General features: G+C 41.2%; 24 protein-coding genes and 2 riboswitches. Of the genes, 4 read left to right on the top strand and 20 right to left on the bottom strand.

Features of this window, described 5'->3' with window-relative positions; all coding sequences use genetic code 11:
* Positions 1-487 precede the first annotated feature (487 nt).
* The 12 genes from JNUCC1_RS16435 to JNUCC1_RS16380 all read right to left on the bottom strand — a co-directional run bounded on the left by JNUCC1_RS16435 (position 488) and on the right by JNUCC1_RS16380 (position 8501).
* Positions 488-1063, bottom strand: a complete 576-nt coding sequence (locus JNUCC1_RS16435) for a SpoIIIAH-like family protein (RefSeq protein ID WP_156646620.1) — start codon at positions 1061-1063, stop codon at positions 488-490.
* Positions 1064-1140: 77 nt separating this feature from the next.
* Positions 1141-1716 carry a stage III sporulation protein AG gene (gene spoIIIAG / locus JNUCC1_RS16430; RefSeq protein WP_331713833.1) on the bottom strand — a complete coding sequence of 192 codons (576 nt, stop codon included), beginning with the start codon at positions 1714-1716 and terminating at the stop codon, positions 1141-1143.
* On the bottom strand, positions 1713-2333 hold the full coding sequence (gene spoIIIAF / locus JNUCC1_RS16425) for a stage III sporulation protein AF (protein WP_156646618.1): 621 nt from the start codon (positions 2331-2333) through the stop codon (positions 1713-1715). The genes spoIIIAG and spoIIIAF overlap by 4 nt, the downstream gene beginning before the upstream one ends.
* A 10-nt stretch (positions 2334-2343) precedes the next feature.
* Positions 2344-3519: a stage III sporulation protein AE gene (gene spoIIIAE / locus JNUCC1_RS16420; protein WP_156646617.1), complete on the bottom strand. Its 1176-nt coding sequence runs from the start codon at positions 3517-3519 to the stop codon at positions 2344-2346.
* A gap of 29 nt (positions 3520-3548) precedes the next feature.
* Positions 3549-3941: a stage III sporulation protein AD gene (gene spoIIIAD / locus JNUCC1_RS16415; RefSeq protein WP_156646615.1), complete on the bottom strand. Its 393-nt coding sequence runs from the start codon at positions 3939-3941 to the stop codon at positions 3549-3551.
* Positions 3942-3947: 6 nt separating this feature from the next.
* A complete protein-coding gene (gene spoIIIAC / locus JNUCC1_RS16410; protein WP_156646613.1) occupies positions 3948-4154 on the bottom strand; it encodes a stage III sporulation protein AC in 207 nt (68 codons plus the stop codon).
* An 18-nt stretch (positions 4155-4172) separates the two neighbouring features.
* The gene (spoIIIAB, locus tag JNUCC1_RS16405; protein WP_156646610.1) at positions 4173-4685 is read right to left on the bottom strand and encodes a stage III sporulation protein SpoIIIAB; all 513 of its coding nucleotides are present in this window, start codon (positions 4683-4685) and stop codon (positions 4173-4175) included.
* Entirely contained in the window at positions 4582-5610 is a 1029-nt protein-coding gene (gene spoIIIAA, locus JNUCC1_RS16400) for a stage III sporulation protein AA (RefSeq protein ID WP_156646608.1), read from the bottom strand. The genes spoIIIAB and spoIIIAA overlap by 104 nt, the downstream gene beginning before the upstream one ends.
* A 187-nt stretch (positions 5611-5797) precedes the next feature.
* A complete protein-coding gene (gene efp, locus JNUCC1_RS16395; protein ID WP_156646606.1) occupies positions 5798-6355 on the bottom strand; it encodes an elongation factor P in 558 nt (185 codons plus the stop codon).
* A 29-nt stretch (positions 6356-6384) separates the two neighbouring features.
* Positions 6385-7452, bottom strand: coding sequence for a M24 family metallopeptidase (locus JNUCC1_RS16390; RefSeq protein ID WP_156646604.1), 1068 nt, complete (start codon positions 7450-7452; stop codon positions 6385-6387).
* A complete protein-coding gene (gene aroQ, locus JNUCC1_RS16385) occupies positions 7433-7897 on the bottom strand; it encodes a type II 3-dehydroquinate dehydratase (RefSeq protein WP_156646602.1) in 465 nt (154 codons plus the stop codon). Before aroQ ends, JNUCC1_RS16390 begins: the two co-directional genes overlap by 20 nt.
* 73 nt (positions 7898-7970) lie before the next feature.
* On the bottom strand, positions 7971-8501 hold the full coding sequence (locus tag JNUCC1_RS16380) for a YqhR family membrane protein (RefSeq protein ID WP_231784256.1): 531 nt from the start codon (positions 8499-8501) through the stop codon (positions 7971-7973).
* A gap of 299 nt (positions 8502-8800) precedes the next feature.
* On the opposite strand from JNUCC1_RS16380, the gene JNUCC1_RS16375 reads away from it, so the two are divergent.
* On the top strand, positions 8801-9178 hold the full coding sequence (locus JNUCC1_RS16375) for an SA1362 family protein (RefSeq protein ID WP_156646600.1): 378 nt from the start codon (positions 8801-8803) through the stop codon (positions 9176-9178).
* A 25-nt stretch (positions 9179-9203) separates the two neighbouring features.
* On the opposite strand, the gene JNUCC1_RS16370 is transcribed toward JNUCC1_RS16375, so the two are convergent.
* The 3 genes from JNUCC1_RS16370 to JNUCC1_RS16360 all read right to left on the bottom strand — a co-directional run bounded on the left by JNUCC1_RS16370 (position 9204) and on the right by JNUCC1_RS16360 (position 13297).
* Positions 9204-10088, bottom strand: coding sequence for a patatin-like phospholipase family protein (locus tag JNUCC1_RS16370; RefSeq protein WP_331713832.1), 885 nt, complete (start codon positions 10086-10088; stop codon positions 9204-9206).
* A gap of 89 nt (positions 10089-10177) precedes the next feature.
* Positions 10178-10588: a transcriptional regulator MntR gene (gene mntR / locus JNUCC1_RS16365; RefSeq protein WP_156646598.1), complete on the bottom strand. Its 411-nt coding sequence runs from the start codon at positions 10586-10588 to the stop codon at positions 10178-10180.
* 153 nt (positions 10589-10741) lie between these two features.
* Positions 10742-13297: a vitamin B12-dependent ribonucleotide reductase gene (locus JNUCC1_RS16360; protein ID WP_156646596.1), complete on the bottom strand. Its 2556-nt coding sequence runs from the start codon at positions 13295-13297 to the stop codon at positions 10742-10744.
* 251 nt (positions 13298-13548) lie between these two features.
* Between JNUCC1_RS16360 and JNUCC1_RS16355 the strand changes: the two genes are divergently transcribed.
* The gene (locus JNUCC1_RS16355; protein ID WP_156646594.1) at positions 13549-13914 is read left to right on the top strand and encodes a rhodanese-like domain-containing protein; all 366 of its coding nucleotides are present in this window, start codon (positions 13549-13551) and stop codon (positions 13912-13914) included.
* A 238-nt stretch (positions 13915-14152) separates the two neighbouring features.
* Here JNUCC1_RS16355 and gcvPB read toward each other — a convergent pair whose 3' ends face one another.
* From gcvPB to gcvT, 3 genes are read right to left on the bottom strand one after another with little or no spacing between them, the layout of a single operon-like run.
* Positions 14153-15616, bottom strand: a complete 1464-nt coding sequence (gcvPB, locus tag JNUCC1_RS16350) for an aminomethyl-transferring glycine dehydrogenase subunit GcvPB (protein ID WP_156646592.1) — start codon at positions 15614-15616, stop codon at positions 14153-14155.
* Positions 15606-16958 (bottom strand): aminomethyl-transferring glycine dehydrogenase subunit GcvPA, encoded by a 1353-nt coding sequence (gene gcvPA / locus JNUCC1_RS16345; RefSeq protein ID WP_156646590.1) that lies wholly within the window; start codon positions 16956-16958, stop codon positions 15606-15608. The genes gcvPB and gcvPA overlap by 11 nt, the downstream gene beginning before the upstream one ends.
* Positions 16959-16973: 15 nt before the next feature.
* Positions 16974-18083: a glycine cleavage system aminomethyltransferase GcvT gene (gene gcvT / locus JNUCC1_RS16340; RefSeq protein WP_156646588.1), complete on the bottom strand. Its 1110-nt coding sequence runs from the start codon at positions 18081-18083 to the stop codon at positions 16974-16976.
* A gap of 65 nt (positions 18084-18148) precedes the next feature.
* Positions 18149-18231, bottom strand: a riboswitch (glycine riboswitch).
* Positions 18232-18234: 3 nt separating this feature from the next.
* A riboswitch (glycine riboswitch) is annotated at positions 18235-18351 on the bottom strand.
* Between the two features lie 124 nt (positions 18352-18475).
* On the opposite strand from gcvT, the gene JNUCC1_RS16335 reads away from it, so the two are divergent.
* Both JNUCC1_RS16335 and JNUCC1_RS16330 read left to right on the top strand, forming a co-directional pair.
* Positions 18476-20140: a DEAD/DEAH box helicase gene (locus JNUCC1_RS16335; protein ID WP_156646586.1), complete on the top strand. Its 1665-nt coding sequence runs from the start codon at positions 18476-18478 to the stop codon at positions 20138-20140.
* The gene (locus JNUCC1_RS16330; RefSeq protein ID WP_156646584.1) at positions 20130-20936 is read left to right on the top strand and encodes a YqhG family protein; all 807 of its coding nucleotides are present in this window, start codon (positions 20130-20132) and stop codon (positions 20934-20936) included. Before JNUCC1_RS16335 ends, JNUCC1_RS16330 begins: the two co-directional genes overlap by 11 nt.
* Before the next feature lie 6 nt (positions 20937-20942).
* Here the strand turns inward: JNUCC1_RS16330 and JNUCC1_RS16325 are convergent, their stop codons facing one another.
* Positions 20943-21116 (bottom strand): YqzE family protein, encoded by a 174-nt coding sequence (locus JNUCC1_RS16325; protein ID WP_156646582.1) that lies wholly within the window; start codon positions 21114-21116, stop codon positions 20943-20945.
* A 57-nt stretch (positions 21117-21173) separates the two neighbouring features.
* The gene (locus JNUCC1_RS16320; protein ID WP_156646580.1) at positions 21174-21674 is read right to left on the bottom strand and encodes a shikimate kinase; all 501 of its coding nucleotides are present in this window, start codon (positions 21672-21674) and stop codon (positions 21174-21176) included.
* Positions 21675-21685 lie beyond the last annotated feature (11 nt).

The following is a 21685-nucleotide window of genomic DNA, read 5'->3' as shown; positions in this document are numbered from 1 at the left end:
GCTGGAGTCTCCCTGTTCTCCCCGAGCTTGGGTGGAGCGTGTAAATGCCTCAGATGAATGTGTGTACAGAACCGTCCAAGCCTCTGAATTACATAGAGTGATTGGAGCGGAGGAAAGTCGACTCCTGCGGGAACAGCACGAGTCCGAAGACCCCGCAGAGGTGGTCTTCCTCGAGGAGGCTGAGGCCGTGCCCGCGGCTAGAAGACACTGTGAAAGTGGTTTTCTTGAACAGATGTCGCACTTGAGCTGTGATAAAGTTAAAGCGAATTTCCGTAGCGGAAATCACGGTGCTCGTTTAAAGATATAAAGTGCCTATTAGTAGTTATAAAACCTTATTTATTATGTCTACCATCATAACAACAATCTATGAAAAACGGTTGTGCATTAACCAACTGCATCATATTATATCAATATTGCGCTTTCAATGCGAACCTCATATTTTTCCCCATTTGAAAAGGTGCCCGGTATGAGGCACCTTTTCAAGTGTTTATCCTTCTGACGTCCCTTGGTTCACATTGACTGTAACTTCTCCAAATTCATCTTCAACCATTTTCATGATATTAATAACTTCTTCCCTGGAAAGTTCTGTGCCCATTACATGAACATCTACTTTATCATCGTCCGAGCGAACAAAAACGTCTTTATAATTTTCAGCTTCAGCGCCGATCAACTTTTCCAACACCGCTTCTTTCTTGCTTGTTTCATCGAGGTGGTCCATTGTTTCAAAAGCTTGATTCTTTTCATCAATGGACGCTGAACTTGATGTTACAATGTCTTTTAATCTATCTTTTTTCATACTGCGTTCGTCCTGAATTTCCATCCGCAGCATGGTGAACAGTTCATTGCTATCAGCAGCGGATGTATTTTCCACATCAACATCTTCTGAATCGGTTGCTTCAGTATCATCTCCATCAGTTCCAGGAGCCGCAGTTTCTGATTCAGTTATATCATCACCACTAGGATCAAACGCAGATTCATCCGGATCTGCCATAATATAATATACACTTAAAACGATCATCAGACTTAGCATTGTGAGCAGCCATACAGTTTGTTTTTTCAACATTTACTTATCCCCTTGTTTTTTAGGCAATACTGAAACCCGGTGTGTGGGTACATCCAATACCCTTGATACGGATTCAACTACCCACTGCTTAACAGTAGCGTGGTCAACTCCATTCGCGACAACCAGAACCCCCTTACCTCAGGTTTTTTCGTTTGAACTAAAAGTGGTACTTCCTGATCTCCCTTTCTGACAAGCACGGTCTGAGAATCCTCGGTATGATCTTCCACCAAACGTGTTCCCCCATTGGTATCCTCCTCCTGGGTTGTCTGCTTTCCGGTTACAAGGTTACGTTCATAGATCTTAACGTCGGTTGAATCAAGATTCACCATTACGCGCACATCCGAGACCCCATCAATTTGTTCCAGCAACCCTTTTAAATCCGCCTCATAACTATGTTCAAGTTCGCCGATATTCGACGTTCCTTTTTCCGCCTGCGGAGGGCTTGACTGTGTACTCTGTTCTTCCGGTGGTGAAGTATCCGGCGGTTCTGAGGAAGAACTGTCATCGGTTTTTGAAAAAGCATTTCCCACAATGATGAAAAGCAGACCAACTAAGCTAATAATAATGAGATAACGTGTTTTTTTAGACGTTTTTCCGTCAGTGTCACGCCCGCCTTGTTCTCCAGAAAAAAAGTCTTTAAAGAAATTCTTCAATTTATCCCCCCTCCCCAGACAATTTCCAACCGGTCTGTTTCAATTTCCCAGGTTGACTGTAGAATATCTTTAATCTCGTCACTAGGAAGTGACTCTTCTTGTATATGTTCATCATTAGTGGAAATCTCAATTTCATTTACCTGTTTGACGACCCCCTCCTGACTTTCTGATGGTTTAACAAAAACAATCAATGTTTCCATGTTTTCAAGCGTCATTTCAGTTCCGCCCTTGAATTCAAACTTAATATCTGCAACTTCATAATGAACACCGTTTCTTAAAGGCGGATCAGCCAATTCTTTTAATCTGCTTGCCATCTGTTCTAAAATATATGCATCTTGGGAGGCTTGTATATCCTTTTTTTGAAATTCCATCTTTTTTTCTGATTCCACCAGATTTATTTCTTGTTGCTCGATCTGTTTGTACGAGCGGCTTAACGCCTCCTGTATGTCCATATTAAATATATGAAAAACAGGCTTTAAAAAGATTAAAATTAAAATCAGTCCAACAACGAGATTAATATACTTTTTTAACCCTGTTTGAGGGATCAGCAAATCAATAATGGTGGCTAGTAAAATAAAGATAATAATTTGCGAAACCCATTGTATGATCGCATCCATATTAAACCACCTATCTTAAAAGCAAGGTAATATTGCTGGAAATGACAATAATGGCAATTGCCAAGAAAAACATAAACGTGACAATCAATAAACAAGCCAGGATGTAAACAATAAATTTGCTCATGGTATTCATTACGGTAATAACCGGTCCGTCCCCCAACGGTTGAAGTAGAGCAGCAGATAGTTTGTAAACAAAGGCAATTACAAATATCTTTACGGCAGGAAACAAAGCCAGCATCACGAGGATTGCGAGACCGACCACTCCAACGGCATTTTTCAACAACAAGGAAGCGCTCAGCATTGTATCGGCTGCATCCGTCAATGTTCTCCCTACGACGGGTATGAAGTTGCCTGTTATAAATTTAGCCGTTTTCATTGCCACGCCATCTTGAATGGCGCTTGCTGCCCCCTGAACAGACATCACACCTATGAAAATCGTCATAAATGATCCGAGCACTCCCAGGGCAACATTTTTGAACAGGTCAGCTAAATGTGTCACTTTATACCGATCATTCAGACTGCTTACGATGTGCATCAATGCAGATAGAAATAACAAAGGCATAATAAACCGCGATACAATAATGCCACTCAAATGGATCAGAAATATGATGAAGGGATGGAAAAATGAAACTGATACAACTTGTCCAAAAGTAGCCATTAGTCCAAGTACAAGGGGAATCAGGGCAATCATGAATCCACTCATTCCGTCAATGGCATTCTTGGCATATGTCACAGAGAGATAAAAGCTGTTCAAAGCCAAGTAAATCAAAACCAGATAAACAACAAAGTATGCCACCCTACTCACTGTGCTTCCTTCAAAAGCATTATGCATTGTTTGAAGAACAGCTGAAAATAACGTCAATAGCAATAAGGAACCCATCAATTTCCCATTTAAAATCAGTTCATGAAACAAATATTCAAGTAAGCCGTAGAAAATGTTCTTGAAAGAAATGGAGGCATCACCTTTAATCATTTCAGAAACAGGTCCTTTATTTAACCCATCAATATAAGGGCCATAATCCTGAACGATCTTCTGCCAATAGGTTTGAATACCATCTAGATTAATCTCCTCAGTCATTTCATTTTTCTTCTCATCTGGCATTGTCTCACCAAAGATTACAACAGAATTCATAAGCAGGATGCAGCATGTTATCAAGGTTGCGATTAGATACTTTGTCCACTTCATACAGATGCATCCCCTCCTGAGACGATTACCTACACGGCAGGCAAAAAACCAAGAATTGCATCAATTACAGCTGTGATAATAGGAATGGCCAATATGATGATGAAAACTTTCCCTGCTAACTCTATTTTCGCTGCTACTGATCCTAAACCTGCATCTTTGGTAATGTTTGCCCCAAGTTCCACAATGTAGGCGATGCCAATAATTTTTAAAATGGTATTCATATACATGACGTCGATGTTTGCACGCTGGCCCAACGAATGAATCAGATCTAAAATTGAGCCAATCTGGCTGATCACAATTACAAAAATAATGATGCTGGTTATAATGATCAGAAAGTGAGCAAAGGTTCCATTAGTCTCTTTCAAGACCAAGTAAAGGAGACTGGCAATCATTCCAAGCATTACAATTTGCACGATACCCATATCCCTTTACCCCTGAAAGAGGAAAACTGATTTAATTTGTTGAAACAGGTTAGATAAGCTGTTGACTACAATCAGCAGCACAATCACGAATCCCACCAGTGTGGCGAATTGAGCAATTTCCTCTTTTCCCATTTGCTTTAAAATCGTATGAATGAGAGCCACTATGATGCCAATTCCTGCAATCTGAAATAAGATGGTTGCATCGTACAACATGGGATGGACTCCTTTCTTCTAAATGAGCAGCAGCACGATAAATAATCCAAACAAGACACCAAGACTTTTGGCTAATTTCGCGTACCTAATCTGGTTGTCCCGTGCCTCCTCAAGTTCTCGATCTAAGTGGCTGTTCGCTAAATAAATATGTTTTTGCTGTTGTTCGAAGTCATGCTGGCCAAGTGTTCGCCCAAACTGCATCATGATTTCCCGATCATTCCGATTTATACAGGCGTGATGCATAAATTGACTCAATTCCTGTTCCCAGAGATCTCCGAAATGATCCGGCAATGTTTCAAGCCTTTTACTTAATGATGCGAAGAAATTCCCGGTTGGGTTCGGAACTTGTTTGGCGACCATATTAAAAGCGTCCTGCAAAGGCAATTGGCTATATAAGATTTCTGCTTCCAGAACCTGCAGAGCATTTTTAAGTTGTCGAATATGTTTTGGCCTTTCTTGCAGCCGGTGACTGACGTCGAAACCTGCCAATGTTGTGGTGCCGATTAAAAGAATCGCGCCAATCCACATCATGTTCTGAACACCTCTTTTGCACCACGACGTTTTGCTCCTGTTGGTCAAGAATTGCCCCGACCTTTCCAGGTTGATGATGTCTGTTCAAAACAATAAACCGTTCAAAGACACTCTGGTTGAATAAAGTGTTAAGAGAAGGCCTCTTCTTGATGTCCTCTAGTGTGTAGCCGTGTATAGAGCATATGACAGACACTCCGGCATTCAAGGCTTCCATTAATGCCTTCACATCTGCATCTGAGCCGATTTCGTCAACCACAAGGACATCTGGAGACATGGAACGAATCACCATCATCATGCCTTCTGCTTTCGGACAAGCGTCCAATAAGTCTGTCCGGAAGCCGAGATCATGCTGAGGAATGCCTTTAATAGCCCCGCCAAGTTCAGAGCGTTCATCAATAACAGCGACTTTTTGAGCTGCTGTATCGCTCCATCCAGTTGATATGAGTCTGGTCAGATCTCTAAGCAATGTTGTTTTACCTGTTTGCGGCGGTCCTATAAGCAACGTATTTTTATAAAGACCTTGGTTATACAGATGTGGGAGAACAGGAAGCGCACATCCCTTTTTCTCTTTGGCGATTCTAATATTAAAGAACATGACGTGCTGTATGGCTTTCACATAACCATCAATTGTATTGACACTTCCAGCAAGACCTACTCTATGCCCGCCTTCAATGGTGACATATCCATGACGCAGCTCCTCTTCCATTCTATAAAGCGAAAAAGCACTCAATTTATTCATAATGTGTTTGGCGTCGTTTGCAGCCGGTATCGGATTCTTAATTGAAATGTAGCCATCATCAAATATCAATTCAATTGGCTGGCCAACTCTAATACGGATCTCTTGTAATATGTCCCATTTCAAATTGACATGCTGCGAGATCGCTTGTTCTATGGATGCTGGAAATAAACGACGAATTTCAATCATGGCATGTCCCTCCTTCCGGCCACTTTACAAACAAATATATGCGCGTATAAACGATTTATGACCATATCAATCCAACTTCCTAAACACAACATGCGATTTGATTTCTTTTTTTAAAGAATAAAAAAAGCAGTTCTTCCCCAAATGGGAAAGAACTGCTTTTTTATCCTGGTTCGTTTGATATTGGCTATTAGGAACGTGACATATATTTACCGTCACTCGTGTTAACAACTACAGTATCGCCTGTGTTAATAAATAATGGCACCTGGACGACATGACCGGTTTCAAGTGTTGCTGGTTTAGAACCGCCGCTCACGGTATCACCTTTCAAGCCGGGATCAGTTTCCACGACCTCAAGCTCTACGTTTTTCGGCAGGTCAACACCAAGAACCTCTCCTTCATATGTCATAACAGACACTTCCATGTTTGCTTTGATGAAGTGTAACTGATGTTCAATTTGTGTCGCCGGAATTTCAAGTTGTTCAAAAGTTGTTGTATCCATAAAAGCATGCATGTCACCGGAAGCATATAAATATTGCATTTTGCGATGTTCGATATGGGCTTTGCCCACTTTTTCGCCAGCGCGAAACGTTTTTTCCTGGATATTACCGTTGCGCAAATTACGTAGTTTCGATCTGACAAATGCGGCTCCCTTTCCAGGTTTCACATGTTGAAACTCTATGACCTGCCAGATATTTCCATCATATTCAATGGTTAATCCTGTTTTAAAATCGTTTACTGAAATCATGCACTTCTCTCCTTTAAGTCATAATAACTCTATAGCTGTGTATATGCCTTGGATGAATTCGTCAGGCGTTTGCATCCTGTTTCTGTCATAACAAGATCATCTTCAATACGACAGCCGCCAACACCGGGAACATAAATACCCGGTTCTACAGTAACGACCATGCCTGGCTTGAGTTTTTGTTCTGTTTTATAAGACAAACCAGGGCTTTCATGAACTTCCATACCAAGCCCATGTCCTGTGGAGTGACCAAAGTAGTCACCGTAACCTTGTTCCTTGATATAATCCCGTGTCAGAGCATCGGCTTCTTTGCCAGTCATTCCGGGCTTCAATTCATTTACCCCTCTTAATTGGGCCTCTAAAACAATATCATAGATGCGACGCAATTCATCACTGATATCACCAACAGCCACGGTGCGCGTGATGTCTGAGCAATACCCTTTATAAAGCGCACCAAAATCCAGCGTTACAAGTTCGCCGGACTGTATTTCTTTGTCTGATGCAACCCCATGCGGAAGTGCAGAGCGTTCTCCAGAAGCTACGATAATGTCGAAACTGGAGGAAGTTGCACCTTGTTTACGCATGAAGAATTCCAGTTCATTGGAAACATCAATTTCTTTGACACCTGGTTTGATAAAGTTTTTTATATGTTCGAAAGCAGCATCAGCGATATCTGCAGCTTCTTGCATAACATTCAGTTCATCATCCGTTTTAATGATCCGCAACGCTTCAACAAGTCCTGAAGTTGCTTTCAGCTTTGGGGTTAAAAGCTGGCTGTAGCGTTCATATTGAGAATAAGTCACATGATCTTTTTCAAATCCAAGAGTGTTAACCTTTAATGATGCCAGCTGCTGATTAATTTCTTTTTCAAGTGATTGTTTATGTTCGATGACTGTATACGCTTTTGCTTGGGTTGTTGCTTGGGCTGTATAACGGAAATCCGTTATAAATACTGCTCCCTCCCGTGCGATAATTGCTGCGCCTGCTGTTCCCGTAAATCCGGTCATATACTGACGGTTCACCGGACTTGTAATCAATAATGCATCAAGACTCTCTTTTTCCAAAAGCTCTCTTAATTTTTCAATTTTTTGTGTTGACATTGAATTCTCTCCTCCCCTTTACGTGCATTAATGCCTTTGCGGCCAGATGATACCCCTCGGGTCCCAAGCCTGTAATCTGTCCCATACATACAGGCGCCAGTACAGAAGTATGGCGAAAGGCTTCCCGGGCATAAACGTTTGACAGGTGAACTTCGATGACTGGAACATCAATCGCAGCGATCGCATCTCGTAAGGCGATACTCGTATGGGTGAACGCACCAGGATTAAAAATGATCCCTTCATATACCCCGTTCCCCTGATGAAGTAGATCAATGAGCTCACCTTCATGATTGGACTGAAAACAATCTATGTCATAACCTGCCTGTAAAACAGTTTCCTTAACAGCACTTTCAATATCGGCAAGTGTCTGTGTTCCATAAATATCTTTTTCCCGAGCACCGAGAAGATTCAGATTTGGCCCATTCAGCATCAGTAATCGATTCAATTCGACTCATTCCCCCAGACAAAATATGGCTTTTTTCAGTTTATCATATATCAGGGGTTTTTAATAATAATAGTCATTCGGTTGAAGTGTTTTCCTTTTTCTCTTTCATGATTCTAAGGTTTGTATCTTTATAATCATATGAAATAGAATATCCGACAAACGTTCCGTAAAGTATGAAAAGACATAGTGTGGAGACAATGGTCTCTTTGCTCATATCAGCCAATAAAGGGATATTAGTGAAAATAGGGTTAAGTACGTAGAAGACAACCCCCCACAGGATTGCACCATATGCGACTCCCGCCCATAACGTATTCATTTTCCTCAACAGCCCGTAGTAGACAAGTGCCGTCCCCAAAGAGATGATACCTACCATCAAAACAGAAAGGAGATCTCCAAGCCATGTGCTTGTCCACTCTTTACTGAGCCAGGACCGAAGAAGAAATGCTCGAGGCGAAACTTCCGTAAAATTAAAGTAATAAAACACAACACCAAATAAGCTCCATAAAACGCCTCCAATGAAGCCAGTTAAAAGTGAACGGGACATAAGCGTCATTTGATCTTCCTGTTTGTTTTGTTCGAGCTGGTTCGGTTTTGACATAGCCATAGTAATACACCTCAGCTTAAATATTTAATATGAAGCCACAGCATTAGTGTTCATATACAGACATCGGTTTATACATAAATAACGTGTTTACTACGCTCCTTGCAGGGTAAAATATATATAATAATCATTTTTTCTGTTCAGGATTCTTCAAAACAAAGCAATTACATGATTCAAAGCGGCCTTTCATGATAGAATAAAATAAGAAATGCGTATAATATAGAGGGTTTTAAGACAATATGAATATAGTTACTGTTATTAATGCACTTTTGGCGAACTCATAACCGGAAAGGGTGAGCAGAATGAAGAACCGTGGCGTATCCTTAGTTGTCTATTTTATAATCGGACTCGCGGCAGTCGGGTTAATTACCCAATTAGTTGGCAACACCTCTCGTTTTCTGACTCAAATTGTTTTCATGGTCGGTATGGGGGCATTGTTTCTGGGTGCTTTCTACTTTGTGTTTGTTCGAAAACGGACAAATTCGGATGAGACAAAGAAGTATAAACAAGCCGTAAAACAATCTAGACAGAAGTACAATCAAGAACAAAAAAGTAATTATCAAAAAGCAGTACGCAAACAATCATCATCAAAACAAAAGCGTCCTTCTAAAAAACGCACGAGTCATTTGCGCGTTATAGAAGGAAATAAATCCAAAAGCAAAAAACGAGCCTCAAATTAATGGGCTCGTTTTTTTGTTCAATGTATTAAGTTGACCAATGTTTCAAAAAGTGATCAGCTTCCTGGTATCCCTTGTCGACCAAGCGCTGTTTTACTTCTTTACTGACTTTCATATCAACTGCCTCAATATGTTCAACTGGAATATGTATAATGTTATTGACGTGTGATTGATCAATGTACCGTGTATCATGCGCCTCTTTCATCGTTGTAAAAAACGACCGAAGCATATGGGTAGCATTTGATATGGTCGTCATCGGTGGATCTTGATCCGTCAATTGAACCCCGAGAACCGGCCGAAGCTTTTTCACTTTCCCGTTTCCAAAAATCCATAATGGGAAGTTACTAAGCAATCCCCCATCGACAATCACACTTTCACAATGATCTGTTCCCATCAGTTTTTTAGGCATAAAAAAATAAGGAAATCCTGCACTCATCCGAATGGCAGTGGCAACAGAAAACTCCTCAGGCCGGATTCCATAAACAGTGAGCAAATCATCCGGAATGACGATCAGCTTTTCTCTTGAGAGATCACTCACGACCATTTTCAAATGGCCGGCAGGAATGTCTTTGAAGGTATAGACCCCTTTTTCACTCAGAACATCATAAAGCCATTTTTCCAGTTTCACACCCCGATAGAGACCCATTTTAAAGTATAATAAAGCCCACTTTGTGAATGGCAGATATTGCGTCAAAGGAGGGGCATCAAGAAACTCTTTAAGATCAATGTCAAATGCCATTTGTTGTATGGACTTATTGTCGTATCCGGCTGCCACCAGCCCAGCTATAATCGCACCGGCGGATGTACCTGCCACTCGAACAGGCTCCAGATCAGCTTCCTTCAGTCGGTTAAGCGTCCCCATAAATGCATAGGCCTTCACTCCACCTCCTGAAAAAACAACATCGATCCGCACTTCTATCCCCTCCTCACCTTATACTACATGCATAAGCAAGTGAGTATGGAGATAGAACCATAAATGTTTAAAGGCTAACAGAACGCGACCTATTCCATATGCATGGCACGCAGTTTATTTACACGGCCCTCATCTTCTTTAAAATACTGAACAAGATCGCCAATACGATCAATAGAATCCCAGCTCAGATGATGCTCAATACCTTCAACATCATTGTAAATATTTTCTTCTTTCACTCCGATAATGCCTAAAAACTGCTCCAGTAAATCATGTCTAAATACAAGACGCTCACCAATCTTATTGCCTTTATCAGTCAATACAAAGCCTCTGTATTTTTCATAATCCAAGTACTGATCTCTATCCAGTTTCTGGACCATTTTAGTTACGGAGGATGGGTGAACTTCCAGTGCTTCTGCTATATCGGACACCCGGGCATATCCTTTTGAATCAATTAAATTATAAATAATTTCTATGTAGTCTTCCATACTTGGTGTTGGCATTTAATCTCCCTCATTTCAACGTATTTTTATCTCACGCAAAAATGTTTCACTTTCATGATAACGCAATTTGAGCTGTTACACAAGCTATCCAGACATAGATAGACCTCCAGCTGTTTGTCAAAACAACTGGAGGCTCTATATACACCTAACCTATTACAATCCGCATTTCAGCTGTGCGCCACATGTGGTACATGTATTGCATCCGCCAAGGTCTTCAATATGTCCTTTGCGACATACCGGGCATGTATTACCAATTTCGGAGCCAACCGTAACATTCGTGTTTTCCAGTTCATGAATTGTCTCCATAAGCACGACATGGGGTTTCTCCTGATCTGTCCCCTCCAATGTGAGCTGTTCTGAATTCTCTTCTGCTTTCAGGGTCAGAACTTGTGAATCTCTGCTGCCGTCCACGTACACTGTACCGCCTTTTGCGCCGCCTTTGTAAAGTCTTTGATACACTTGCTCGACTTCATCAACGGTGTAACCGCGAGGAGCGTTAACAGTCTTGGATATAGAGCTGTCCACCCATTTCTGAATAACACATTGCGTATCTGCATGTGCTTCAGGGGACAATTCCATTGCGGAAACAAACCATTCAGGCAAATGATCAGGGTCTGCTTCGGGATGGGCGTCCAGATATTCTTGAACTATTTCTGCTTTAACTTCGATAAACTTACCCAATCGCCCACTCCTAAAGTAGGAGAATGAAAAGTAAGGTTCCAGGCCTGTACTCACACCGACCATCGTCCCTGTACTTCCTGTGGGTGCCACAGTCAGCAAGTGAGAGTTACGAATGCCATGTTTCAATATGTTTTCTTTGATGTCGTCCGGCATTTGTTTCATATATCCAGTATTGATAAAGTTTTCTCTCAAGATTTGAGTTTCTTCATTCGTGTCTCCAGTTAAGAACGGAAAACTGCCTTTTTCTTTCGCCAGTTCGATTGATGTGCGATATGCAGTAAGGGCGATCGTTTCGAAAATCTGGTCTACCAGTTCATTCCCTTCTGTTGAGCCGTACGTAGTCTCTGTATAAATCAGTAAATCATGGAGGCCCATAACACCGAGACCAATCCGCCGCTCTCCCAAGGCTTGTTTTTTATTTTCCTCAAGAAAGTAAGGGGTCGCGTCAATGACATTATCTTGCATTCTCACGCCTGTTTCAACGGTCTTTTTCAACTTATTGAAATTAACGCGTTTTGTTTGTTTATCAGCCATTGCTGCCAGATTAACTGCTGCCAGATTACAGACAGAGAAAGGAGCCAGGGGCTGTTCACCACACGGGTTTGTAGCGACAACTTGTTGACCGTATGCTTTGGCATTCGTTTTTTCATTGGCATTATCAATAAAAAAGATTCCGGGCTCAGCAGAATAAGTTGCACAAACGTTGATCAGCTTCCACAGTTCACGTGCTTTGATTTCTCGATATGTGCGGACAGCAAATCCTTTTTCTTCCCATTTTCTAACATCACCGACTTCATGCCACTGATCATTATAAATGGCCATTTCTTCTTCGGTGTAATTTTCCACATCCGGAAAACGGAGTGGGTACATCGCATCTTCTTCAACAGCCTGCATAAAATCACTTGTCAAACAGACAGATATATTGGCCCCCGTTAAGAATTCGGGTTGATGAACAGAGTACGTTCCTCCAGTTCTTAGTTTGCTTTCAGCTTCTTGAATTGCCTCTCGCGTGAATCCGCCTTGGCCGGGGATGTGCTTATAATTTACAATGCTTTGATAAAGGTCCATTTCAGTCTCAGACAATGGGGTAAATTTAAGTTTTTCATGAGCCAGACGTTTGATCTGATCATCAGTTGTGTTCTCAGCCAAATACCGAAGTATCCGCGGATTTTGCATTTTAGAAATAATAAATTCAATAATATCAGGGTGGGAATCAACAAGCATAATCATCTGCGCGCCTCTGCGGCTTCCACCTTGTTCAACCAGATGGGTCAGTTTTGCAATATCATCGAGCCAGGAAACTGAACCAGATGACTTCCCATTCACACCCTTTGCCAGTGTGTTTCGAGGCCGCAGAGTGGAACCATTTGTGCCGACACCGCCCCCTCTTGACATAATCTCCATAACTTGCTTACGGTGATCAGAAATTCCTTCTCGGGAGTCCCGAATATAAGGCATAACATAGCAGTTGAAATAAGTAACATCTGTATGAGACCCGGCACCGTATAATACACGCCCTGCCGGTATGAAATTCAAGTCTTTTAGTTCTTGAGAAAAGCGCTCCTGCCACATGTGCTGTTTATCTTCAGTCTCTTCCACTTCTGAGAGACCTTTTGCATTGCGCATAGCAATTTGTTCATAAAAAATTTCCAATGGCTTATCAATAACATCCAGTCCGCGTGTGATCAATCCTGTTTCACCTTCACTCGGATCCAGAATAGAGCGGAATTCTTCATCCACTTCAATTGTAGCTTTCTGTGTCTTTCGGTCCACAGACTGAATGATCCCATACCCGCGTGCAGGGAATTTTGGATCATCTTTAACTGTCAACACAACAAAATCCCCTGTTTTAAGAGTCTTTTTTTCTGTGTCTTTAAAAGCATAGCGATCCAACATTACAAGTCGGGATACGCCTTTATGTGTTAAAGACATATCCTCCGTAATAGGAAATACTTGCGGAAAATGCGCGATATCTTCATTTAAAGCATTAATATTAATTTTGCTTAATTCCTTTGTCACAACTGACAATGGTACCCCTCCCTTTATCTGAAAACAATCAATTAAAAAAACAATATATTGTGTTTAAAATTCATACGTAGATACTACATATAGATATTAGACCATAAAACCAATGCTTGTCAAACATACAGTAAGTTTTTTTTATGCACCACACCATTATAGCAGATTTACGTCTTTTTTATCAGTAAAAAATTTTCTTTGAAAAAATATTGTAATGGTCATATAATAGAGAAGTAAATGATTAAGAAGACGGGGATATTATGGAAGTACTTGTTATTATTCTTGTCATATTGGTCGGATTTAGCATATTCCGTTACTATAGACAACGCTCGTATTTGAAAGTGTTAACAGAAGAACAATTTAAAGAAGGTTATCGTAAAGCCCAGCTGATTGATGTCAGAGAACCACAGGAATTTGAAAAAGGACATATTCTGGGAGCAAGAAACATACCGCTCACTCAGATGAAACAGCGTTTGGTTGAACTACGAAAAGATAAGCCTGTTTATTTGTATTGTCAAGGCGGCTCCCGTTCAGCTAGAGCAGCCCAGTTGCTAAGAAAAAAGGGTTACCAGGATATTAATCAGCTTAAAGGCGGATTTAAAAAATGGACTGGAAAAGTTAAATAATACAGGTTTTCCTTCTGAATTCAAAAGAGATGGCCGGCATTTTGCCGGCCATCTCTCTTATTGTTGCTTAGGAAATTATAAAATATCTGAGCTGTTAATAAACATTGCCAAGGGCCATGTCCAGCTCCAACGCCTGCCCCCTCGAGTCATAAGCAATACCGCTACGTGGCCAAGACCGCCACTGCGCGTTCTTGCTTATGATTTTCGGGGATGATCAAGGCGCTTTCGCTTTTGTTCCTTAATTATCTCTTTCATAGCGAAGGATTGGCTTCCGCGCAGCTGTCGTTTCATCCATTCGTTTAACAACAGTTGTATGAGGTGCTTCCTGAACCAATTCAGGATCGTTCTCTGTTTCCTCAGCTATTTTAATCATTGTGTCAATGAAACCATCCAGGGTTTCTTTAGATTCAGTTTCAGTAGGCTCTACCATTAATGCCTCTTCCACATTTAGCGGGAAATAAATCGTTGGCGGATGGTAGCCATAATCGAGAAGTCGCTTGGCAATGTCCAATGTCCGAACGCCCAATTTCTTCTGATTTTTGCCCGATAGGACAAATTCATGCATGCAATGCTGATCATATGGCAGTACATAAGTACCCTCTAATTTCCGCATCATATAATTCGCATTCAACACAGCATACTCACTTGCTTTTTTAAGGCCTTCTGCTCCCATCGTGCGAATATAGGTATAGGCCCGCAGATATATGCCGAAATTCCCGTAATAAGGTTTGATACGACCAATGGATTTTGGACGATCATAATCGAACATAAACTGATCTTCTTTTTTGACGAGTAACGGTTTAGGCAGAAAAGGAGCAAGTTCCTCATTAACACCTATTGGACCTGAGCCTGGTCCACCCCCACCATGGGGACCTGTGAACGTCTTATGCAAGTTTAAGTGGACAACATCAAAGCCCATATCGCCTGGTCTTGCATAGCCCATAATGGCATTCAAATTGGCGCCGTCATAATAAATCTTACCGCCTGCATCATGGATAATCTTTTCCATCTCAAGAATTTCAGTTTCAAATAGTCCGAGTGTGTTAGGATTCGTCAGCATAAGGGCTGCTGTATCGTCCCCAACCACTTCTTTCAGGTGTTCGAGATCAACGAGTCCCCGCTCATTGGACTTAACCGTAACAGCATCAAAGCCTGCAACACTTGCTGATGCTGGGTTGGTCCCGTGAGCCGAATCCGGCACAATCACTTTAGTACGGTTATAATCACCATTTGCTTCATGAAACGCTCTGATCATCATTAAGCCGGCCCATTCACCCTGCGCTCCAGCAGCTGGCTGGAGGGAGACTTCATGCATGCCAGTAAGCTCACATAATGAAGTTTGCAGATCATACATCATTTCCAGTGCACCCTGAACACTCTCTTCATCCTGATGCGGATGAATATGACTGAATCCAGGCAGGCGTGCAACATCTTCGTTTATTTTAGGGTTATATTTCATCGTACATGAACCAAGTGGATAAAAACCTGAGTCTACACCATAATTTCGATTGGATAAACCTGTATAGTGGCGCATAATCTCCAGCTCACTTACTTCTGGTAAATCTGGTGCCGATTTTCTAATAAACATTTGATCCAATTCTTGATCCAGGTCATGTTCTGGAACATCCAACTCCGGAAGACTGAAACTCGTTCTCCCTTCTTTACTGCGTTCGAAAATTAAAGGAAAGTTGTTATTTGTCATAAATATCCCCCAATTCTTTTACAAATGAGTCAATGTCAGCTTTTGTACGTGCTTCTGTCACTGCCACCAGCATATGGTTTTCCATATCTGAATGAACTTGACCAAGATCATATCCGCCAATTAACCCTTTGTGAATCAGTTTTTTGTTGGCAGCTTTAACGGATCCTGGAAGCTTTATGACAAATTCATTAAAAAACGAACCTTGAAATGCTACTTCAAACCCTTTATCTGCAAATTGTTTTGCAGCATAACGTGCTTTTTGCATGTTCAGCACAGCCAGTTTTTTAATTCCGTGCTTTCCGATTGAACTCATGGCAACCGAGCTGGCTAAAGCATTCAGGGCCTGGTTGGAACAAATGTTGGAAGTCGCTTTATCCCGGCGGATATGTTGCTCTCTAGCCTGTAGTGTCAGCACATACCCACGCACACCCTCTTCATCTGTGGTCTCGCCGATCAGACGACCGGGAACTTTACGCATGAGCTTTTTCGTTGTTGCGAAATAACCGCAATGCGGTCCGCCAAACTGTGCTGGGATTCCGAAGACTTGCGTATCTCCAACCACGATGTCTGCTCCAAATTCTCCTGGTGGTGCTAGATAACCAAGTGCAAGTGGGTTACTTGAAACAATAAGCATCGTTTTCTTTTGGTTTTTAACCAGCTCGTTAATTTTATCAAGCGGCTCAATTTGACCGAAGAAGTTTGGATATTGAACGACTACACCGGCAATTTCATCGTTCAGTTCTTTCTCCAAGTGATCCAGATCAGTCTGACCGTTTTTCAAATCAATATCAATGATTTCAACATTTGGTCCTTTGGCATATGTTTCGATGACTGCTCTTGATTCTGGATGAATCGATTTTGAAACAAGCACTTTACTGCGCTTTGTTTGAGCAGCACTTAAGTTAACGGCTTCGGCAAGTGCTGTTCCTCCATCATACATGGAAGAATTGGAAACAGGCATGCCTGTTAACTCAGAGATCATGGTCTGAAATTCGAATATAGCTTGAAGCTCGCCCTGAGAGATTTCTGGTTGATAAGGTGTATAAGCTGTATAAAATTCTGACCGTGATATGACATGGTCAACAACAGACGGGATAAAGTGATCATAGACGCCTGCTCCTAAAAAGGAGGCGTGCGTTTGCAAATTGACATTCTTGGCTGCCATTCGTGATAACTCAGTTTTCAAAGCATACTCGTTTGCTGGTTTCTTCAAGTTCATCTCTTGTTCCAGCCGGACTTTTTTCGGAATGTCTGCAAACAATTCTTCCGTAGAATCGATGCCAATGGTATCAAGCATTACTTTTTTATCTTTTTCTGTCATTGGTAAATAACGAAATTCCATTGAAGATCTTCCCCCTCATTTTTTAAGAAATGGTGTTGGAATCACAACTGCTTTCAAGCGACGTTTCCGAACTTGAACAGTCAACTCTGCACCGATATCAGCATATTCGGCATCAATAAGCGCCAGCCCTATATTCTTCTTCAAAGTAGGTGATTGGGTGCCAGATGTCACTTCTCCAATCACTTTGTCTTCAGAAAGCACTTCATAGCCGTGACGCGGGATGCCTTTATCAATCATTTCAATGCCTACAAGCTTTCTTTTTGCGCCTTCCTCCACTTGCTTACGAAGCACGTCTTTACCGATGAAATTAGCGTCTTTGTTTACTTTAACTGCAAATTTTAAACCGGCTTCAATTGGCGTGATATCTGGTGATATTTCCTGACCGTATAGTGGCAAATTGGCTTCAAAACGCAGCGTGTCTCTTGCACCAAGACCAACTGGCTCCAGCCCGTAGTCAGCACCGGCTTCCAGAATAAGATTCCAAAGCACACGCCCATTAACTTGATCGATGTAGATCTCAAAGCCATCTTCGCCCGTGTAACCCGTCCTAGACACAATCGCAGCGGAATTAATACTGTCAAAATGCACGTTCTGGTCAAAACGGAAAAATTTGATATCGGCAAGCTGCGTCGTTGTAATCGTTTGCAGTATCGCCTGTGCATTTGGTCCTTGAAGTGCAAGCAGAGCATAGTAATCACTGACATTCTTAATGGTTACGTCTGCCCCAAATGCCGATTGCTGTTTGGTCAGCCACTCAACATCCTTTTCTGTGTTGGCTGCATTGACGACAAGCATGTATTCATGCTCTTTAAACTTATAAACTAAGAAGTCATCGACAACCCCGCCATTTTCATAACACATAAATGTATACAGACATTTCCCCTCTGTCATCTTGGAAATATCATTGGTCAGGATTCTTTGTAAAAATGACTCGCTTTCAGGTCCTTTCACCATGATTTCTCCCATGTGAGAGACATCAAACAGGCCTGCTTTTGTTCGTGTGGCTTCATGTTCCTGTTTAATACCGGCAAACTGAACCGGCATATCCCAGCCGCCAAAATCAATCGTCTTGGCTCCCAAATCCCCGTATTCCGGATAAATGGGTGTGCGTTTCAATGCATCCATTCTCCCAACCCCTTCTGTAAAAATAGTGTGCATAAAAAATAGAGATTCCAGTGCTCAAATGAAATCTCTGTCCTTCAACCAGAAAGTTTCGCGCGTTTGACCGCGGCTTGCTTCGTGGGTGGTTTACAGCAGTAAACACTCTCCAGAGGTGCGTCCTGCAAGAGTCTTTTTGCCTGAGAGATTCACAATATGTTTGCTCCTTCGGCGTTACGACCGAGCCATTTTTTTATATCCGGCATACGGGCGTAAACTCTCCTCTTGCATTCATTCGCTTATAAAAATTATTCAGTTGGTTACACTATGTATGCTGTTCATGCACAAAGAATATCTATTTCAAGCTTATTATAACATAGGTTTGAAAGTAATCCAGCTAAAAGTGAGTGATGTACGTCATGAATGAAATTAATGTTAAAAAAGACCAGCATTTTATCAACCATCTTGAAACAGCACTTGAAAATAACGAACAATTATCGTCCTGGTCCTTATTTAAACTTGCATATGATGCCCAACTCTCAACTATGACGTCAGAGTTTGACGGATTGACAGCACTTAAGCATCTTAATCACATGACTTTTTTGCCGTATCAAACCAGGTGTGCACACCAGGTTGTGGAAAAAATGAATGGACGTGCTTTGCTTGCTGATGAAGTTGGACTTGGGAAGACCATTGAAGCGGGTCTGATCTTAAAGGAATATATGGTAAGAGGCCTGATTAATAAAGCTTTAATCCTGGTTCCTGCTTCTCTCGTTAACCAATGGGTGCGTGAATTAAACGAAAAGTTCTTTATCCCTGCTGCGTCTCACCGGAAAAACTATCCATGGCAAGAGTATCATGTGGTTGTGTCTTCCATGGACAAGGCGAAAAAATCACCACATCGGGAACAGATTCTGGATATTGAATATGACTTTGTACTGATCGACGAAGCTCATAAGCTTAAAAATCACCAAACAAAGAATTATACTTTTGCTAGATCAATACGAAAAAAATATTGTCTGTTACTAACAGCCACACCAGTTCAAAATAAATTAATGGACATCTTCAATCTGGTATCTATTTTAAAACCAGGTCACCTTGGGAACTATGATACATTTATGAAAACGTATGGAAACGACCGCAAATTGGTTCATCAAGATACTTACTTAAAAACCCTTATTCAAAAAGTGATGATTCGCAATACGAGAAAGCAAGAGTCTTTGCTCGATTCTAAGAGGCATGTTGAAACGGTGTGGGTGGATTTCAGTGAAGAAGAAATAGCTGTTTATAACATGCTGGAATCATTGTCAGCATCCATATCCACTTTTGCGGGAATTACCTTACTGAGAGAATTATGCTCTTCTCGTGAAGCATGTTACCTATCATTTGAAAAAATGCTCAGCGACAATCCTGTTATTTCACAAGATGGGCAAGATATTATTTCACACATTCAGCAGCTGCCTCAACATGCAAAAGGGCAAAAGCTTGTTGAACTCATCAACAACCATAATGATTCCAAAATCATTGTGTTCACAGAATACCGTGCCACACAGGTGTATTTGCAGTGGCTCTTGCAGCAGCACGGCATCTCCTCTGTACCTTATAGAGGCGGATTTAAGAAAAGCAAGAAAGATTGGATGAAACAGTTGTTTGAAAACCATGCCCAAGTGTTAATTGCAACAGAAGCTGGCGGGGAAGGAATCAACTTGCAATTTTGCAACCTGATGATCAACTATGACCTGCCTTGGAATCCAATGCGTTTGGAACAGCGCATCGGCCGCATTCACAGATATGGTCAGAAAAAAGATGTCTATATTTATAATATGGGCACCCGACGTACAATCGAGGAACATATTATGACGTTGCTATACGAGAAAATTGGCTTGTTTGAAGATGTGATTGGTCAACTTGATGATATTATGGCTGATTTGGAAATCAACGATCTTGAAGAGGAAATCAAAACGATCTACTCAGAATCCAGTTCAGCTGGAGAGGCTAAAATAAAACTCGATAATTTAACGTCTGTTCTTGCAGATCATCAGAAAAAATTAACCACAACAGAGGAGGTTGATTATGGCAATTGAGAATTTGCATGGTTTTATGGAAAACTATTTTAAAAGCCATCATTGTTCCATTTTAGAAAGTACATCAGGCAAGCTCTCTGTCCAATTAACCGAAGACATGGACAAGGTTTTAATGAACCGCCCCTTCTACTGGCATTATATATCTAAAATGGGCTATAAAGGAGAGCCCGCTCACATGACTTTTTACACGGATAAAGTCTGTCAAGAGCAGAATGAACGCGGAGAATATGTGGATTACGGAAGCCCCCGATTTCAACAGATCGTCAGTCATTTAACTAAAAATGAGCGCTACACAAAACTATTTCAGGCTTTAAATGTCGATACTAGAACCCCATTATATCCATGGTTGGTCGTTAATCTTAAAATCACTTATACAGGCAAACAGCGTAAAGAAGAAATGATGTCAATCGGATTAAATTTGATTAACGGTATTATGACTTCCGGTATGATGGACACACTCTCTCATATCGATATGCAATTAACCATTCCGGACTTTTGTTACACCCTATCACCTATGATTAAATTAGGAAGTGGATTTAAACGCATTGAAGATGTGATCAGTGATTATATTCAGCGACAGGATCATAACTGGGCACAGGAATCACTAAAAAGTAAAACAGCAGAACTTGAACTGTTAGATCACTTCTATGAGGGACAGAAAGCTAATGAAGAACAAGCAGAGCTCATGGAAAAAGAGCGTCTTGAAATCGAACAGCGGCTCAGTCCGACCATCACCATGGAAGTCGTCAACGGCGGGGTCATGTACTTGTCAGATACGTTATTTGCATCCAAGTGATGTTATTCACCTCTTCCTGAAAAGCTTCATTGCAAATGGCAGCACTCCAAACCAGCGATCAGATAAGGCTGAACGCGGCTCAGCCTTATCTTTTTTATGCTGTTTGCGGTCTTCTTTAGGCTGATCGATGTATGACGTCAATGTTTCAGTCAGGAATTTCACATAATCATTAATGGACATATAGCTCACTCCGGTCAGATACTTCTTATATATTAATGTGACCTTCCCAGTGCCTTTTTATTCAAATGACTTTGACAACTTCGCAATCTGACAAGCAATCTCTTCCGGTGTTTGGCAGTCTGTTGACAAATTAAAATGTGCTGCTTGATGATATAATGACAGACGTTTCGTGTATAATTCACGTTGTTTCTTTTGCCCATTATTCCACAATGGCCGGTCTGTATCATTTTTCAGCCTTTTTGAAATTTCTTTAAATGATGCTTGCAAATGAATCACATATCCATTATAATTCATGTAATCAACATTCTTCTTATTTTCTACAATACCGCCTCCGGTAGAGACGATGATATCGTCACCTCTAACCGCTTCAAGGACTTCAGATTCAAAACATCGAAAAGCATGTTCACCCTTACGCTTGAATATATCCGAAATTCTTCCAAACCTTTCTTCTATTTCCTGATCCAAATCAATAACCCGCCATCCAAGTAATTGACCTGTTTCTTTTGCAACTGTTGTTTTTCCGCTGCCCATAAATCCAATTAAATATATGCACCTCATCTTTAAACCTC

The organism is Lentibacillus sp. JNUCC-1, from assembly GCF_009741735.1.
In the GTDB taxonomy this organism is placed as follows: domain Bacteria; phylum Bacillota; class Bacilli; order Bacillales; family Amphibacillaceae; genus Lentibacillus_B.
The sequence above is the reverse complement of the archived record's forward strand: the minus strand, read 5'-3'. Positions and strand labels throughout refer to the sequence as shown.

Excerpts from the sequence above, each read along its gene's own strand:
- JNUCC1_RS16435 (WP_156646620.1), bottom strand. The coding sequence starts at position 1,063 with ATGTTGAAAAAACAAACTGTATGGCTGCTCACAATGCTAAGTCTGATG.
- spoIIIAF (WP_156646618.1), bottom strand. The coding sequence starts at position 2,333 with ATGGATGCGATCATACAATGGGTTTCGCAAATTATTATCTTTATTTTA.
- spoIIIAE (WP_156646617.1), bottom strand. The coding sequence starts at position 3,519 with ATGAAGTGGACAAAGTATCTAATCGCAACCTTGATAACATGCTGCATC.
- spoIIIAD (WP_156646615.1), bottom strand. The coding sequence starts at position 3,941 with ATGGGTATCGTGCAAATTGTAATGCTTGGAATGATTGCCAGTCTCCTT.
- spoIIIAC (WP_156646613.1), bottom strand. The coding sequence starts at position 4,154 with ATGTTGTACGATGCAACCATCTTATTTCAGATTGCAGGAATTGGCATC.
- spoIIIAB (WP_156646610.1), bottom strand. The coding sequence starts at position 4,685 with ATGATGTGGATTGGCGCGATTCTTTTAATCGGCACCACAACATTGGCA.
- spoIIIAA (WP_156646608.1), bottom strand. The coding sequence starts at position 5,610 with ATGATTGAAATTCGTCGTTTATTTCCAGCATCCATAGAACAAGCGATC.
- efp (WP_156646606.1), bottom strand. The coding sequence starts at position 6,355 with ATGATTTCAGTAAACGATTTTAAAACAGGATTAACCATTGAATATGAT.
- JNUCC1_RS16390 (WP_156646604.1), bottom strand. The coding sequence starts at position 7,452 with ATGTCAACACAAAAAATTGAAAAATTAAGAGAGCTTTTGGAAAAAGAG.
- JNUCC1_RS16380 (WP_231784256.1), bottom strand. The coding sequence starts at position 8,501 with ATGGCTATGTCAAAACCGAACCAGCTCGAACAAAACAAACAGGAAGAT.
- JNUCC1_RS16375 (WP_156646600.1), top strand. The coding sequence starts at position 8,801 with ATGAAGAACCGTGGCGTATCCTTAGTTGTCTATTTTATAATCGGACTC.
- mntR (WP_156646598.1), bottom strand. The coding sequence starts at position 10,588 with ATGCCAACACCAAGTATGGAAGACTACATAGAAATTATTTATAATTTA.
- JNUCC1_RS16355 (WP_156646594.1), top strand. The coding sequence starts at position 13,549 with ATGGAAGTACTTGTTATTATTCTTGTCATATTGGTCGGATTTAGCATA.
- gcvPB (WP_156646592.1), bottom strand. The coding sequence starts at position 15,616 with ATGACAAATAACAACTTTCCTTTAATTTTCGAACGCAGTAAAGAAGGG.
- gcvPA (WP_156646590.1), bottom strand. The coding sequence starts at position 16,958 with ATGGAATTTCGTTATTTACCAATGACAGAAAAAGATAAAAAAGTAATG.
- gcvT (WP_156646588.1), bottom strand. The coding sequence starts at position 18,083 with ATGGATGCATTGAAACGCACACCCATTTATCCGGAATACGGGGATTTG.
- JNUCC1_RS16335 (WP_156646586.1), top strand. The coding sequence starts at position 18,476 with ATGAATGAAATTAATGTTAAAAAAGACCAGCATTTTATCAACCATCTT.
- JNUCC1_RS16330 (WP_156646584.1), top strand. The coding sequence starts at position 20,130 with ATGGCAATTGAGAATTTGCATGGTTTTATGGAAAACTATTTTAAAAGC.
- JNUCC1_RS16325 (WP_156646582.1), bottom strand. The coding sequence starts at position 21,116 with ATGTCCATTAATGATTATGTGAAATTCCTGACTGAAACATTGACGTCA.
- JNUCC1_RS16320 (WP_156646580.1), bottom strand. The coding sequence starts at position 21,674 with ATGAGGTGCATATATTTAATTGGATTTATGGGCAGCGGAAAAACAACA.